General features: G+C 63.8%; 12 protein-coding genes. 7 read left to right on the forward strand and 5 right to left on the reverse strand.

Features of this window, described 5'->3' with window-relative positions; translation table 11 throughout:
• Window positions 1-58 precede the first annotated feature (58 nt).
• Window positions 59-1,150, forward strand: coding sequence for a homoserine O-acetyltransferase MetX (metX, locus tag GRI34_RS10035; RefSeq protein WP_160595804.1), 1,092 nt, complete (start codon window positions 59-61; stop codon window positions 1,148-1,150).
• Window positions 1,147-1,734 carry a methionine biosynthesis protein MetW gene (metW, locus tag GRI34_RS10040; RefSeq protein ID WP_160595805.1) on the forward strand — a complete coding sequence of 196 codons (588 nt, stop codon included), beginning with the start codon at window positions 1,147-1,149 and terminating at the stop codon, window positions 1,732-1,734. The genes metX and metW overlap by 4 nt, the downstream gene beginning before the upstream one ends.
• On the opposite strand, the gene GRI34_RS10045 is transcribed toward metW, so the two are convergent.
• The gene (locus GRI34_RS10045; RefSeq protein ID WP_160596486.1) at window positions 1,724-2,332 is read right to left on the reverse strand and encodes a DUF4126 domain-containing protein; all 609 of its coding nucleotides are present in this window, start codon (window positions 2,330-2,332) and stop codon (window positions 1,724-1,726) included. The two genes, metW and GRI34_RS10045, sit on opposite strands and share 11 nt — an antisense overlap.
• Window positions 2,333-2,460: 128 nt before the next feature.
• On the opposite strand from GRI34_RS10045, the gene GRI34_RS10050 reads away from it, so the two are divergent.
• Window positions 2,461-3,231 (forward strand): head GIN domain-containing protein, encoded by a 771-nt coding sequence (locus tag GRI34_RS10050; protein WP_160595806.1) that lies wholly within the window; start codon window positions 2,461-2,463, stop codon window positions 3,229-3,231.
• Window positions 3,232-3,310: 79 nt separating this feature from the next.
• Here GRI34_RS10050 and GRI34_RS10055 read toward each other — a convergent pair whose 3' ends face one another.
• The 4 genes from GRI34_RS10055 to GRI34_RS13225 all read right to left on the reverse strand — a co-directional run bounded on the left by GRI34_RS10055 (window position 3,311) and on the right by GRI34_RS13225 (window position 6,708).
• On the reverse strand, window positions 3,311-4,489 hold the full coding sequence (locus GRI34_RS10055; protein WP_090478344.1) for an acetyl-CoA C-acyltransferase: 1,179 nt from the start codon (window positions 4,487-4,489) through the stop codon (window positions 3,311-3,313).
• Window positions 4,490-4,550: 61 nt separating this feature from the next.
• A complete protein-coding gene (locus tag GRI34_RS10060) occupies window positions 4,551-5,000 on the reverse strand; it encodes a MaoC family dehydratase (RefSeq protein WP_090476800.1) in 450 nt (149 codons plus the stop codon).
• 159 nt (window positions 5,001-5,159) lie between these two features.
• A complete protein-coding gene (locus GRI34_RS10065) occupies window positions 5,160-6,542 on the reverse strand; it encodes a putative O-glycosylation ligase, exosortase A system-associated (RefSeq protein ID WP_160595807.1) in 1,383 nt (460 codons plus the stop codon).
• Window positions 6,535-6,708, reverse strand: a complete 174-nt coding sequence (locus GRI34_RS13225) for a hypothetical protein (RefSeq protein WP_199800310.1) — start codon at window positions 6,706-6,708, stop codon at window positions 6,535-6,537. Before GRI34_RS13225 ends, GRI34_RS10065 begins: the two co-directional genes overlap by 8 nt.
• A 101-nt stretch (window positions 6,709-6,809) precedes the next feature.
• Here GRI34_RS13225 and GRI34_RS10070 point away from each other — a divergent pair, with 101 nt between their 5' ends.
• From GRI34_RS10070 to GRI34_RS10085, 4 genes are all read left to right on the forward strand, one after another.
• Complete coding sequence (locus GRI34_RS10070; RefSeq protein WP_160595808.1) at window positions 6,810-8,042, forward strand: TIGR04063 family PEP-CTERM/XrtA system glycosyltransferase; 1,233 nt, start codon at window positions 6,810-6,812, stop codon at window positions 8,040-8,042.
• On the forward strand, window positions 8,039-8,800 hold the full coding sequence (locus tag GRI34_RS10075) for a hypothetical protein (RefSeq protein WP_160595809.1): 762 nt from the start codon (window positions 8,039-8,041) through the stop codon (window positions 8,798-8,800). Before GRI34_RS10070 ends, GRI34_RS10075 begins: the two co-directional genes overlap by 4 nt.
• Window positions 8,801-9,064: 264 nt before the next feature.
• A complete protein-coding gene (gltB, locus tag GRI34_RS10080) occupies window positions 9,065-13,726 on the forward strand; it encodes a glutamate synthase large subunit (protein WP_160595810.1) in 4,662 nt (1,553 codons plus the stop codon).
• The gene (locus GRI34_RS10085) at window positions 13,726-15,162 is read left to right on the forward strand and encodes a glutamate synthase subunit beta (protein ID WP_160595811.1); all 1,437 of its coding nucleotides are present in this window, start codon (window positions 13,726-13,728) and stop codon (window positions 15,160-15,162) included. The genes gltB and GRI34_RS10085 overlap by 1 nt, the downstream gene beginning before the upstream one ends.
• The last annotated feature ends 11 nt before the right edge of the window (window positions 15,163-15,173 follow it).

Here is a 15,173-nt window from a genome sequence, read left to right on the forward strand (position 1 = left end):
CGCATGAAAGAAAAACGGCCCTTCGACAAGCACCTGCCTTGGCTGTAGAGGCCAAGGAATGGCCGGGGCGTCACAAGTTTTGCAATTGACCGATCCGCTGCCGCTCGACGGCGGGGGCGAGTTGCATGGCGCCGAGATCGCTTTCGAGACCTATGGCACGCTCAATGACGACCGCTCGAATGCTATCCTGTTGTGCCACGCGCTGACCGGCGACCAATATGTCGCCTCACCCCACCCGGTGACCGGTAAGCCCGGCTGGTGGGAGCGCATGGTCGGACCCGGAAAGCCCATCGACACGGATCGCTATTTCGTGGTCTGCGCCAATGTGGTCGGCAGCTGCATGGGCTCGACCGGCCCTGCAAGCGAGGCGCCCGACGGCAAGCCTTATGCCATGCGCTTCCCCGTGATCACCATTCGCGACATGGTGCGCGGCCTCGTCGCGCTGCTCGACGGTCTCGGCATCGAAAAGCTGCACGCGGTAGTCGGCGGGTCGATGGGCGGGATGCAGGCACTGAGCCTTGCCGCCAATTGGCCGGACCGCGCCGAACGTGTCCTGGTGATCGCATCGACCAGCCGCCATTCGGCGCAGAACATCGCCTTCCACGAGCTCGGCAGGCAGGCCGTCATGGCCGATCCCAATTGGCACCAGGGCGATTATTATGCGCAGGAGAGCCAGCCCGACAGCGGATTGGCCGTCGCCCGCATGGCCGCGCATATCACTTATCTTTCCGAAGAGGCGCTCACCGGCAAGTTCGGGCGCAATCTGCAGGATCGCGACACCAAGAGCTTCGGCTTCGATGCCGATTTCCAGGTCGAAAGCTATCTGCGTTACCAGGGCAGCGGCTTCACGCGCCGGTTCGACGCCAACTCCTATCTCTATATCACGCGCGCGATGGATTACTTCGACCTGGCGGAAGAGCATGGCGGCAAGCTCGCCAATGCCTTTGCGGGGACCGAGGCGCGCTTCTGCCTCGTCAGCTTCGACAGCGACTGGCTCTATCCGACGGCAGAAAGCCGCCACGTGGTGCATGCTTTGAATGCAGCAGGTGCGGCGGTGAGCTTCGTCGAACTGTCCGCGCCCCACGGGCACGACAGCTTCCTGCTCGACGTCCCCGCACTCGACCGCGTGGTGAAAGGCTTCATTGAATGAGCGACCTTCGCCCCGACCTTGCCGCCATCGCCTCCGCGATTGAACCGGGCACCCGCGTGCTCGATATCGGCTGCGGCGACGGCGCCCTCTTGGCCGAGCTTCGCGCGTCAAAGCGGGTGGATGCGCGCGGTATCGAAATCGACGGAGGCTGCGTCGAACGCTGCGTAGCGCAGGGGCTTTCGGTCGTGCAGGGCGATGCCGACAGCGCGCTCGCGGATTATCCGGACAAGGGCTTCGACTACACGGTGCTCAGCCAGACGCTACAGACCGCGCGGCGGCCCGATCTCATGCTCGACCAGCTGCTGCGCGTGGGCAAGCAGGCCTTTGTTTCCTTTCCGAATTTCGCCCACTGGCGCACGCGCGGCGCGCTGATGCTCGGCGGGCGCATGCCGGTCACCCGCTCCATCCCGGTCAGCTGGTACGAGACGCAGAACATCCACCACGTGACGGTGAAGGACTTTCGCGAACTGGCGCGCGAGAAAAACGCACGAATCGAGCGCGAGTGGTTTTTCGCCAATGAGAAACCGGTTTCGGGCGCGGCGAATTTGCGCGCCGAATTCGCGGTCTTTCTGCTCAGCCACTAGGCGGATCGACGGGTTTGCCCGCGCCGAAGAAGGAGCGGATCAGCCTGCGGGCAGTCAGGATCAGCCAGACCGTGAGGCCCAGTAACACCAGCGCGATTGCACCTGCCGCATAGGAAAATTCGTAAGCGAGGTAGAGCAGGCCGACCGTTGCCACGTCCTCTACCGTGGAAACCGCGACATTGCTGACCGGTTCGGGGCTGGCATTGACCACGCCGCGCGCGCCCGCCTTGCCGGCATGCGCCGTCAGGGCAGCTCCGCCGCCGAGGAGGAAGGCGACAACCTGCGTGGCGGGATCGGAGGGATCGACGATGGCAAGCGCCAGCAGCGCACCACCGATGGGCCGGACGAAGGTATGGACGGCATCCCATGCGCTATCGAGCCACATGACCTTGTCGGCGAAGAATTCGGCCACGGCGGCAATCGCGGCGATCCCCATGATCCACGGGTTCGCCAGCACGTCGAGGCTTTGCAAATGTTCGGGCAGCGGGATCGCGTCCAGCCGCATGGCGAGTCCGGTCGCAAAAATGCTCAGGTAGAGCCGCCATCCCGCCAGCAGGCTGACGCTTCCGGCTATCCCGATGATTTCCATCACTCCCATAAGTGCCAGTATGCCTTCAATTTCCCATTCGTCCAACGACCAAGTGCAAACGACGAGCGGGAATTGACCCGAACGGCGATGCGGGCCTATCGTTTACAAATGTCAACGCAACCCATCGGGAGGACAGGATGACACGGAAATTCACCATCGCCGCCACCCTTGCGGCCACTTCGCTCGCCGCTTGCAACAGCGCGAATGCGGGGTCGCAAACGCATACCACCACCTCGCACAACACATCGGTCTCAGTCTATCGGAGCGGCGAGACGCAGATCGTGGGATCGGGCGTCGTGGTCGAAGAGAACAGGCGTATTCCGGCCTTCGGTGCCCTGGCCATCGACGGCCCCGTGGACGTCGTGATCCGGCAGGGTGCGCCTTCACTGCGCCTCGTCGCGGAAGACAATATCATCGGCCTGATCGACACGAAGAAGGACGGCGACACGCTGTCGCTGACGACAGAGGGCAGCTTCGGCACGAAGAAACCGATCCTTGCCTACCTTTCGGTCCCCGACTTGCGGGAAGTGACGATCAACGCCAGCGGCGACGTGCGGCTTGAGGGCTGGGATGCCCCCGCACTCTCGCTGTCGATCCGTGGTTCGGGAGATATCGAGATCGATGGTTCGGTCGACGATATTCGTGCACGCATCGGCGGTTCGGGCGATATCGACCTGGCCCCCGTCCGCGTGGCGCGGGTCGACGCGGCAATCAACGGGTCCGGCGATGTTGCGATCGGGTCGGTCGACCGGCTGGTCGCCTCGATCAACGGATCGGGCGATATCCGCGCAGGCGATGTCGGAGAGCTATCGGCAGACGTCAATGGATCGGGCGACATCAGCTATCGCAGCGCGCGCGTCATCACCCGGCGCGAGGTCAGTGGCAGCGGCGATATCCGCGCCCGCTAATTCGCCGGTTACCGGCAAAGAAAAAAGGGCGGCACCGTTTGCGCGGCGCCGCCCTTTCTTTTGTCTATAGTAAGACGGATCAGAAGATTTCGAAGAGACCCGCTGCGCCCATACCGCCACCGACACACATGGTGACGACGCCATATTTCGCCTTGCGGCGCTGGCCTTCGCGCAGGATGTGGCCGACGCAGCGCGCGCCGGTCATGCCGTAGGGGTGGCCGATCGAGATCGAGCCGCCGTTGACGTTGAGCTTGTCGTTGTCGATGCCCAGCTTGTCGCGGCAATACAGGACCTGCACGGCGAAGGCTTCGTTCAACTCCCACAGGTCGATGTCCTCGACCTTCATGTCGAAGCGTTCGAGCAGCTTGGGGATCGCGAAGATCGGGCCGATGCCCATTTCGTCGGGCTCGGTGCCTGCAACCGCCATGCCGATGTAACGGCCGAGCGGGTTGAGGCCGCGCTTTTCGGCTTCCTTGGCTTCCATGACGACGACTGCCGCCGAACCGTCGGACAGCTGGCTGGCGTTACCGGCCGTGATCGTGGTGCCCGGACCCATGACCGGCTGCAGCGAGGCGAGGCCTTCGAGCGTGGTCGAGGGGCGGTTGCCTTCATCCTTGGCGATCGTCACGTCTTCGTCCGAAACCTCGCCGGTCTCCTTGTTCATCACCTTGTGCGTGGTGCTGACCGAGACGATTTCGTCGTCGAAGATACCGGCTTCCTGAGCCGCGGCGGTGCGCTGCTGGCTCTGGAGCGAATACTCGTCCTGCGCTTCGCGGCTGATGCCATAACGCTGGGCGACGGTTTCAGCCGTCTGCAGCATGGGCATATAGATCGCGCCGTGCATGTTCACCAGTTCGGGGTCGGGCATGACCCGCATTTCCTTGGTCTGCACGAGGCTGATCGATTCCTGGCCGCCCGCCGCGACGATCTGCATGCGGTCGGTGATGACCTGCTTGGCAGCCGTGGCGATGGTCATCAGGCCCGAGGAGCACTGGCGGTCGATGGTCATGCCCGAAACGCCGATCGGGCAACCGGCGCGCAGAGCGACCTGGCGAGCGAGGTTGCCGGCCTGTGCACCCTGCTGGAGCGCTGCGCCCCACAGCACGTCGTCGACTTCGCCGGCATCGATGCCGGCGCGCTCGATCGCGGGCTTCAGCGCATAGGAGCCGAGCGTTGCGCCGGGCGTCGAGTTGAAAGCGCCCTTGTAGGCCTTGCCCATACCGGTACGGGCGGTGGAAACGATGACTGCGTCACGCATGGTCATTCCTTAAATCTATCTGGTCGTTGAACGTCTGTTTCTCCCGGGGAGGGGAAAGAAATCAGACGAAGTACATCGTCATCCATTCGCAGATCAGGGCGGGCTTGTCCTCGCCTTCGATCTCGATGGTGATTTCCATTGTCTGCTGCCACTGGCCGGGACGCTTCTCGGTCATTTCGAGCAGCTTCCAGTGGCCACGGATCTTCTTGCCCGAGCGAACGGGATTGATGAAGCGGGTTTTGTTGCCGCCGTAATTGACGGCCATTTTGATCCCGTCGACGCGCGGCACATCGCTGTTCGCGGTGAGGTAGGGGATCATCGAAAGCGTCAGGAAGCCGTGGGCGATCGTGCCGCCGAACGGCGTCATCTTGGCCGCTTCCTCGTTGACGTGGATGAACTGGTGGTCACCGGTCGCATCGGCGAACTGGTTGATGCGCTCCTGGCTCATTTCGACCCATTCGCTGGTGCCGACCTGTTCGCCGACCTTGGCTGCTACGTCCTGGGGGGTCATTGCTCGCTCTCCTCGAAAACTTGCTGAATTACGCGACTCCGCATCGCATTTGCGCGCGGACTCATGGCGCATGGAGAAGGGCTGTGCAACTGCCGCAAAGCTGCCGTTACGGCATTGGGGGACTGCGGGCCGGACCGCGATGCGGCGCGCAGGGATGCGCTAGGAAGACGCCACTTCGCGTCCGCGTTCGCGGCGCGCGGCGAGGCGCTTCTTGCGCTCGCGCTGATTCTCGCGCCGGTCGCCCTGCACCACCAGGCCGGTCAGCGCCATCTGCATGGCCAGAACGGTCATGATGAAGGGCTGGTAGGCGACGCCGACGAAGAGCGCTCCGAACAGATAGACCAGTTGCACCTGCTGGAGGGCATTGGCGAGCGTGCCCCAGCGTTGCAGTTCCGGATCGTCCGATTCCCGCCCGCGCCTGCGCAGCCGCTCCATCGCGACGAGGCCCGTGCCGTGAAGGAGGGTCCACAGCAAGAAGCCGAAAACGCCCTGTTCGCCCAGCACTTCGAAATAGCTGGAGTGGAAGGCGCGCCGTGATTCGGTAACCTCCGTCCTCTCCGTACGCTCGACATTGCCCTCGCGGATCGTTTCCACCGTTTCATAAGTGAAGGAATTTGCGAGATAGACGTCGAAGCCGCCGCCAATGGGGTTCTCAGCCACATAGTCGAGCGTCCAGTCCCAGACCTGGAGGCGCGTCGAAGCGGACTGGTCGGCCTGATAGTTGCTGATCGTCCCCATGCGTTCCTGGAACGACTGCGGCAGGAACGGAATCGAGAGCAATACGAGCAGGCCCGCAGCGGCGCCGAAAGCGAACTTGTTCGGCACAGAGCGCAGCAGGAGCAGGCCCAGAAAGGCGACGCACAACAGCCCGGTCCGCGCCTGCGTGCCGATCGGGATCAGCAGCGATGCACCGGTCAGGGCGACCGCAAGGAAAATGGCGCTTTTCGTGCGGGCGGGAAGGATCGTCCCGTGCATGGCAAGCCACCAGACCAGCGGGATGCATGCGATGGTGACGGTGGACAGCGTGCTGCCTTCGTAAATGCCCGAGTTGCTCGCCGAAAGAGTAACCAGCACGCCGTAGCCGCCGCCCGTCAGCAGGGTCTTGATGCCGCCCGAAATGACGATTGTCGCCAGCGACAACACGCTGACGTAGACGGCCGCTTCCAGACGGAGCCGCGTGCGCAGGACCAGCGGCAGGAACAGGGCGAAGAGCATCGACTTCCAGACCCAGGCCCATTTCAAAGCCGCGCTTTCGGGAAATTCCGCAATCGCCGTCGTGAAGCCGCACCAGATAAGGAAGGCGAGCAGGATACCCTGCCTGATCGAGACCTGCGTCCCCTTCTTGTTGTCGAACATGATCCACCCGGCGAACGCTAGGATGAAGGTAATGAGAGACACCTTCAGATCGGGAAGGAAGACGTAACCCACCTGCTGCGGCACGACGATGTCGACGTACAGATAGGTCAGGACCCAGATGAAGGGTCGACGAAGGCCCAGCACGACGAGCACGGCGAGAAACGCGAGGATAACGAAGTCAAACATCGCCGCCGCGTCCCTTGTCCCGGCCGCGACGCTTGCGCGTGACCGACTTGCCCGGCGCAGGCGGCGGTGCTGCCAGCGGATCGTCCAGATCCTCGCGCGCAAGCAATCGCCAGCACACGAGCACGATCAGCCCGTGGGTCAGAAAAATGGCGAAATAATCGATCACGCTAGGTTGTGGCCCGCCCGTTGCCCGAAAAACGGCTCATCCCTTGGTAACAGCACAGGGTTGACGCGTCGTTAAGCCTGTTGTGTCACAAGAAAGCGATAATGACACGGGTCCTTCACATCCTCGACCACTCACTGCCCCTCCATTCGGGCTACACCTTCCGCACGCGCGCCATCCTGAAGAGCCTGCAAGCGACTGGGTGCGAGGTGCAGGCAGTGACAGGGCAGCGCCATTCGGCGGACGGGCCGCAGGTCGAGGAAGTGGACGGGCTGGTCTTCCATCGCACGCCGGGCATCGCGTCGGGCCCGCCCGTAGTACGCGAAATGCGCGAAGTGGCGGCGCTGAAGGAAACGATCGAAAGCGTCGCGTCGCAATGGCGTCCTGACGTCATCCATGCTCACTCGCCTGCGCTATGCGGCATGGCCGCGCTAAAAGTCGCCAGAAGCTTGGGACTACCGATGGTCTACGAGATCCGCGCCTTCTGGGAGGATGCCGCCGTCGGGAATGGCACGGGGCGCGAGGGCTCGGCCAAGTATCGCCTGACCCGCGCGCTCGAAAACCGGGTCGTCAAACGCGCCGATGCAGTCTTCACGATCTGCGAGGGCCTGCGCCGCGACCTCGCCGAACGGGGGCACGACACGGCCAAGATCCGCCTTTCGCCCAATGGCGTCGACCTGTCACTGTTCGGAGAGCCGCGCCAGCGCGACGATGCGCTCGGGACACAGCTGGGCCTTGGCAATGGTCCGGTGATTGGCTTCATCGGCAGCTTCTACGATTACGAAGGGCTGGACGACCTGATCGCCGGCATGCCCGCCTTGCGCGACCATCATCCCGAAGCGCGCCTCTTGCTGGTCGGCGGTGGGCCGCGCGAAGGCGCGTTGCGGGCGCAGGCCGCCGCCTCCCCGGCGTCCGATGCAATCGTCTTCACCGGGCGCGTGCCGCATGACGAGGTGGATCGCTATTATTCGCTGACCGACGTGCTCGCCTATCCGCGCAAGAAATCGCGCCTGACCGATCTGGTCACGCCGCTCAAACCGCTCGAAGCCATGGCTCAGCGCCGGATCGTCGCGGCGAGCGATGTGGGCGGGCACCGCGAATTGATCGAGGACGGGGTGACCGGCGCTCTGTTCGCGCCCGACGATCCGCAGGCAATCGGAGCGGCTCTTTCGGACCTGATCAACCGCCACGAAGAATGGGATGCCATGCGCGAGGCGGGCCGCGAACATGTCGCTGCACATCACGACTGGGGACGCAATGTCTCGCGTTATCGCGAGATTTACCAGGCGCTGGTACAAGCGGCTTCGCCGAAGCGAACGGGATTGGGGCAGGCATGAGCTATACGGAAGAATCCAGCATGACGCAGCGCGCATGGTTCCGCCCCGTGGTAGGGCTGTGGTTCGCCCTCCTCCTCGGCGCAGGGACGCTAGGCGTGCTTTACGTGATGGCTCCCGCAACGCGCGACTATTACTTCGCGCGCACCGGACTGGCCGGCCTGCATCCCTACTTTGAAGCGCCTGTCGGCATGGCAGGGTTTGCGGCAGTCGCCGTCGTGGCCGCGCTTGTCGGCCTGGTGTTCGGCCTAATCGTCGCGGCGCGGCTCGCCAAAAGGGACGATGCAGATCTCGAGGAGGTCTGGGCCGACGAAGATGCCCCCGAGCAGGTCGTAGAAGAAGAAGAACCGGCACGAAACCGCGTTTTCTCGGCCCGAGAGGACATCGACGGAGACGGGATCGCCATCACGGAGACCGCGGAGTTCGTCGAGATCGATGACCGTGTCCAGAACGAGGTCAATGTCGAGGTTCTCGAAGAGAGGATACCTGTCGCCCCCCCTCACGAAGAGGCCGATCCAGCAACTGCCCCCGTGCGCGCAGCACAGGACCTTTCCCTCGACCAGCTGACACAGCGGCTCGCTGCGGCGCTCGAAGCGCACAAGGCCGCTGCAGCCGCGCCCAAGCAGGACGAAGACACCGAGCAGGTGATCTCCTTCCTGCGCCGCGAGGCAGACCGCGACAGCGGCGAATCGGCACAGGACCCGCAAGCCGCCTTGCGCAGCGCGCTCGACAAGCTGGGCCGCGTCGGGAAGGCCGACTGACCCCCCACCCGTTCCTGCCGCTACGTCCGCCGTGCGCGGATACGAATTCCTCCATGCTGCAATGCGGTAAAACGCCCTAAAACTTGGGCCGCGTGAAATTTTGCTACCCTGCGGGGCCATTGCAAAAGCGATTTCGTGCCTGCAAAGGGATGGTTCGCGAAATTTTGGCAGTGCGCATCTGTGGCATTGCAGCATTTTCACTCGCCTCTGTCCTTCCCTTCGGTCGGCAATGGAGACGGGTCCGGTTGGAGGACGCCTCGGCGCATGCAGGTTCCGCATTCTTCTTTTCCCGCCCCCCAGGGCTTGTACACACCGGCCAATGAGCACGACGCCTGCGGCGTCGGCATGGTCGCGCACATCAAGGGCGAGAAGAGCCACGACATCATTACGCAGGCGCTGACCATCCTCGCCAATCTCGACCATCGCGGCGCGGTGGGCGCGGACCCGCTGCTCGGCGATGGCGCGGGCATCCTGATCCAGACCCCCGACCCGCTGATCCGCAAATGGGCGAAAGCAAAAGGATACGACCTGCCTGAAGAAGGCGATTACGCCGTCGCCATGTGCTTCCTGCCGCAACAGGACGAAGCACGCGAATTCGTCGAAAAGCAGCTCGAACGATTCGCCGAAAAGGAAGGCCAGCGCGTGGTCGGCTGGCGCGATGTGCCCGTCACGCTCGACGGGTTGGGCAAAGCAGTTGTCGATTCCATGCCGGTCATTCGCCAGTGCGTGATCGCGCGCGGCCAGAACTGCGTCGATCGCAACGCCTTCGAACGCAAGCTCGTGGTGATCCGCAAGCAGACGCTGAACCCGCTCGCCGCGCTGGAAGACAAGCACGGCATTCCTGGCCTCCGCAAGGCCTACATCCCGAGCTTCTCCAGCCGCACCGTGGTCTACAAGGGCCTGCTGCTCGCCAACCAGGTCGGCACTTTCTACGACGACCTGCGCGACCCGGATTGCGTCAGCGCGCTCGGCCTCGTCCACCAGCGTTTCAGCACGAACACTTTCCCGAGCTGGCGACTTGCCCACCCCTATCGTTTCATGGCGCATAACGGGGAAATCAACACGGTTCGCGGCAATGTGAACTGGATGGAAGCGCGCCGCCGCACGATGGAAAGCGAACTGCTGGGCGCGGACCTCGACAAGATGTGGCCGCTGATCCCGCATGGCCAGTCCGACACAGCCTGCCTCGACAATGCGCTCGAGCTGCTGCTGACCGGCGGATACGACCTTGCGCACGCGATGATGATGCTCATGCCCGAAGCCTGGGCGAAGAACGAGCAGATGGACCCGGCGCGCCGTGCGTTTTACGAATATCACGCGGCCCTGATGGAGCCGTGGGACGGCCCTGCCGCCGTGTGCTTCACCGACGGCCGCCAGATCGGCGCATGCCTCGATCGCAACGGCCTGCGCCCTGCGCGCTATTGCACCACCAAGGACGACCTCGTCGTGCTCGCTTCGGAAAGCGGCGTGCTGCCGTTCGCCGAAGAGGACATCACCCGCAAGTGGCGCCTGCAGCCCGGCAAGATGCTGCTCATCGATCTCGAACAGGGCCGCATCGTCGAGGACGAAGAACTGAAAGCCGGCCTCGCCGCTGCCGAACCCTATGAGGCGTGGCTCGAAAAGGCGCAGTACAAGCTCGAGGACCTCGACCATATCGAGCCCGACCTGTCCGAAATCCCGCAAAGCGAGATTGAGCTGCTGAACCGCCAGCAGGCGTTCGGTTACACGCAGGAAGACATCCAGCGCTTCCTCGAGCCGATGGCCGCGAATGGCGAGGATCCAATTGGTTCGATGGGGACCGATACGCCCATTGCCGTGCTGAGCCAGAAGAGCCGCCTGCTCTACGATTACTTCAAGCAGAACTTCGCGCAGGTCACCAACCCGCCGATCGACCCGATCCGCGAGGAACTGGTCATGAGCCTCTTGTCCATGATCGGCCCGCGCCCGAACCTGCTGGGCCGCGATGGCGGAACGCACAAGCGCCTGGAGGTCAAGCAGCCGATCCTCACCAATGACGACCTGGCGAAAATCCGCTCGGTCGAAGTGGCGCTCGACGGGGCCTTCCGCACCGCGACCATCGACATCACCTGGGATGCCAGCACCGGCGCGGACGGCCTCGCCATGGCGCTTAAGGAAATGTGCTGGGCCGCGACCGAGGCAGTGCTCGGCGATGCCAATATCCTCATCCTGTCGGACCGGGGCCAGGGGCCCGACCGTATCGCGATGCCCGCGCTGCTCGCGACTGCGGCCGTCCATCACCAGCTCGTGCGGCAGGGGCTGCGCATGCAGACCGGCCTCGTCATCGAGACCGGCGAAGCGCGCGAAGTCCATCATTTCTGCGCACTGGCAGGCTATGGTGCGGAAGGGATCAATCCCTATCTCGCCTTCGAAACACTGGAAGATTTGCGTGCGCGCAAAATGCCCGAACTCGACGCGGGCGAGGTCCAGAAGAACTTCGTGAAGGCCGTCGGCAAGGGCATTCTCAAGGTCATGTCCAAGATGGGCATCTCGACCTACCAGTCCTATTGCGGCGCGCAGATCTTCGACGCCGTCGGCCTGTCGAGCGATTTCATCGACACCTATTTCAAGGGCACCGCGACCACGATCGAAGGCATCGGCCTTGCCGAGGTGGCGGAAGAAACCGTGCGCCGTCACGCGCAGGCGTTCGGAGACAGCCCGCTCTACAAGGGCATGCTCGATGTGGGCGGTATCTACCAGTACCGCATCCGCGGCGAAGACCACGCGTGGACCCCGCAGAACATCGCCAATTTGCAGCACGCCGTTCGCGGGAGCGATCCGAAGAATTACGACGAATTCGCCAAGAGCGTGAACGAGCAGTCCGAACGGCTGCTGACCATTCGCGGGCTGATGGAACTGAAGAAGGCCGAGCGTCCGCTCGACCTGTCCGAAGTCGAACCGGCGGCCGACATCGTCAAGCGGTTCAGCACCGGCGCGATGAGCTTCGGCTCGATCAGCCACGAAGCGCATTCGACCCTCGCCATCGCGATGAACCGCCTCGGCGGGCGTTCGAACACCGGCGAAGGCGGCGAGGAGCCGGAGCGTTTCCGTCCCCTGCCCAACGGCGATTCCATGCGCAGTCGCATCAAGCAGGTCGCATCGGGCCGTTTCGGCGTGACGACGGAATATCTCGTCAATTCGGACGACATCCAGATCAAGATGGCGCAGGGCGCAAAGCCCGGCGAAGGCGGGCAGCTGCCCGGTCACAAGGTCGACAAGCGTATCGGCAAGGTGCGCCATTCGACCCCGGGCGTCGGCCTGATCTCGCCCCCGCCGCACCACGACATCTATTCCATCGAGGATTTGGCGCAGCTGATCCACGATCTGAAGAACGTGCAGCCCGAAGCGCGCATCTCGGTGAAGCTGGTTTCGGAAGTGGGCGTCGGCACGGTTGCCGCAGGCGTTTCCAAGTCGAAGGCCGACCACCTCACAATCTCGGGCTATGAAGGCGGCACGGGCGCAAGCCCGCTGACCAGCCTCACCCATGCCGGATCTCCGTGGGAAATCGGCCTTGCCGAAACACAGCAGACGCTCCTCCTCAACGATTTGCGCAGCCGTATCGCGGTGCAGGTCGACGGCGGCCTGCGCACAGGCCGCGACGTTGCCATCGGCGCGCTGCTGGGCGCGGACGAGTTCGGCTTCGCCACCGCCCCGCTGATCGCCGCGGGCTGCATCATGATGAGGAAGTGCCACCTCAACACCTGCCCGGTCGGCGTCGCCACTCAGGACCCGGTGCTGCGCAAGCGCTTCACCGGCACGCCCGAGCACGTCATCAATTACTTCTTCTTCGTTGCCGAAGAGCTTCGCCAGATCATGGCGGAAATGGGCTTCCGCACGGTCGAGGAAATGGTCGGCCGCGTGGACCGCGTCGACATGCGCCGGGTGCGCCGCCACTGGAAGGCGCATGGCGTCGACCTCAAGCGCATCCTCCACGAGGTTCCGCTCGAAGAAGGCAAGTCGCTGCATCACACAGAAACGCAGGACCACGGGCTCGGCGCGGCGATGGATGTCGAACTGATCAAGGCGTGCAAGCCTGCCATCGAGAGCGGGCAGGCCGTCCAGGTGTCTCGGGAAATCCGCAATGTAAACCGCACCGTCGGCACGATGCTGTCTGGCCGCATCGCGGAAGCATACGGCCATGCCGGACTGCCGCAGGACACGATCCGTATCGATTTAAGGGGCGTTGCGGGACAGAGCTTCGGCGCATGGCTCGCGCACGGCGTCACCATGAGCCTGACCGGCGATGCCAACGATTATGTCGGCAAGGGCCTGTCCGGCGGACGCATTGTCGTCAGGCCGCCCGAGGGCGTCTCGCGCGATCCGACGGACAATATCATCGTCGGCAACACCGTCCTCTACGGCGCGATCGCGGGTGAAGCCTATTTCGCAGGCGTCGCAGGCGAACGCTTCGCCGTGCGCAATTCGGGTGCGGTTGCAGTGGTCGAAGGTACGGGCGACCATGCGCTGGAATACATGACCGGCGGCGTGGTCTGCGTGCTCGGCAAGACCGGCCGCAATGTCGCAGCCGGGATGAGCGGCGGCATCGCCTATGTCTACGACCCGGACGGCGCGTTCGAAGCGCTGGTCAACCATGCGCAGGTCGATGTCCTCGACGTGATGCCGGGCGACGGCGAAGGGGCGGAGAAGAGCTGGGGTCACCCGCAGCAACGCGCCCAGACGGTCGACGATGCCGGCATGGGCGATCCGCTCTACCACGATGCAGAGCGACTCAAGATCCTGGTCGAAAGGCATCATCTTCACACCGGTTCGGCACGCGCCAAGGCGCTGCTCGACGACTGGTCGAACGAACTGAAAAACTTCCGCAAGGTAATGCCGCGCGATTACGCGCGCGCGCTCAAGTCGCTCGAGGAAGAGCGCGAGCAGGCGGCAATGGAGGCTGCAGAATAATGGGCAAGGAAACAGGTTTCCTCGAGTACAATCGCGAAGAGCGTGAATACGTCGCACCCGAAGAGCGGCTGAAGACCTACAAGGAATTCACCCTCCCGCAGAGCCCCGATGCGCTCAAGCGGCAGGCGGCGCGCTGCATGAATTGCGGCATTCCCTACTGTCACAACGGCTGTCCGGTGAACAACATTATCCCGGACTGGAACCATCTCGTGTACGAAGACGACTGGAAGAACGCGCTCGAAGTGCTGCATTCGACCAACAACTTCCCCGAATTCACCGGCCGCATCTGCCCCGCCCCGTGCGAGGCGGCCTGCACGCTCAACATCGTCGACAGCCCGGTGACCATCAAGTCGATCGAATGCGCGATCGTCGACAAGGGTTGGCAGGAAGGCTGGATCAAGCCGCAGGTGCCCGAAAAGCAGACCGGCAAGTCCGTCGCGGTGATCGGGTCCGGACCCGCGGGCCTTGCCGCCGCGCAGCAATTGGCGCGCGCCGGCCATGCGGTGACCGTCTTCGAGAAGTCCGACCGGATCGGCGGCCTGCTTCGTTACGGCATTCCCGACTTCAAGATGGAAAAGCACCTCATCAACCGCCGCGCGGTGCAGATGGAAGCCGAGGGCGTCCAGTTCCGCACCTCCAGCGAAGTCGGCGTGGAAGTCAGCTTCGAAGCGCTGAAGGAGAATTTCGACGCTGTCGTTCTCGCGGGCGGCGCGGAAGAAGCGCGCATGCTCGATATTCCGGGCGCGGAATTGTCCGGCGTGCGCTTCGCGATGGAATTCCTCACCCAGCAGAACAAGCGCAACGCAGGCGACGACGAAGTACGCGCCGCCCCGCGCGGAAGCCTGACGGCGACCGGCAAGCACGTCATCGTGATCGGCGGTGGCGACACCGGTTCGGACTGCGTGGGCACGAGCAATCGCCAGGGCGCAGCCAGCGTTACGCAGCTGGAAATCATGCCCAAGCCGCCGGAAAAGGAAGACAAGGCCATGACCTGGCCCGACTGGCCGCTGAAGCTGCGCACCTCTTCCAGCCATGAAGAAGGCGCGGAACGCGACTGGGCGGTGTTCACCAAGCGCGTGATCGAGGAAGGCGGCGATGTCGCTGGCCTCGAATGCGTGCGAGTGGAATGGAAAGACGGCCGCATGGTCGAAGTCGAGGGCAGCGAGTTCACGCTGAAAGCCGACCTCATCCTCCTCGCCATGGGCTTCACCGGCCCCAAGCGCCGGGGCCTTCTGGACCGGGCGGGCGTGGAACTGGATGCGCGCGGCAATGTGAAGGCCGACACCAACCGCTATGCCACGAGCGAACCCCACGTCTTCACTTGCGGCGACATGCGCCGCGGCCAGAGCCTGGTCGTCTGGGCCATCCGCGAAGGCCGCCAGTGCGCCCGCGCCGTGGACGAGGAACTGATGGGGGTCAGCGAACTGCCGAGGTAAGCCGTCTTTCG

The organism is Qipengyuania aquimaris, assembly GCF_009827445.1.
GTDB lineage: Bacteria > Pseudomonadota > Alphaproteobacteria > Sphingomonadales > Sphingomonadaceae > Qipengyuania > Qipengyuania aquimaris.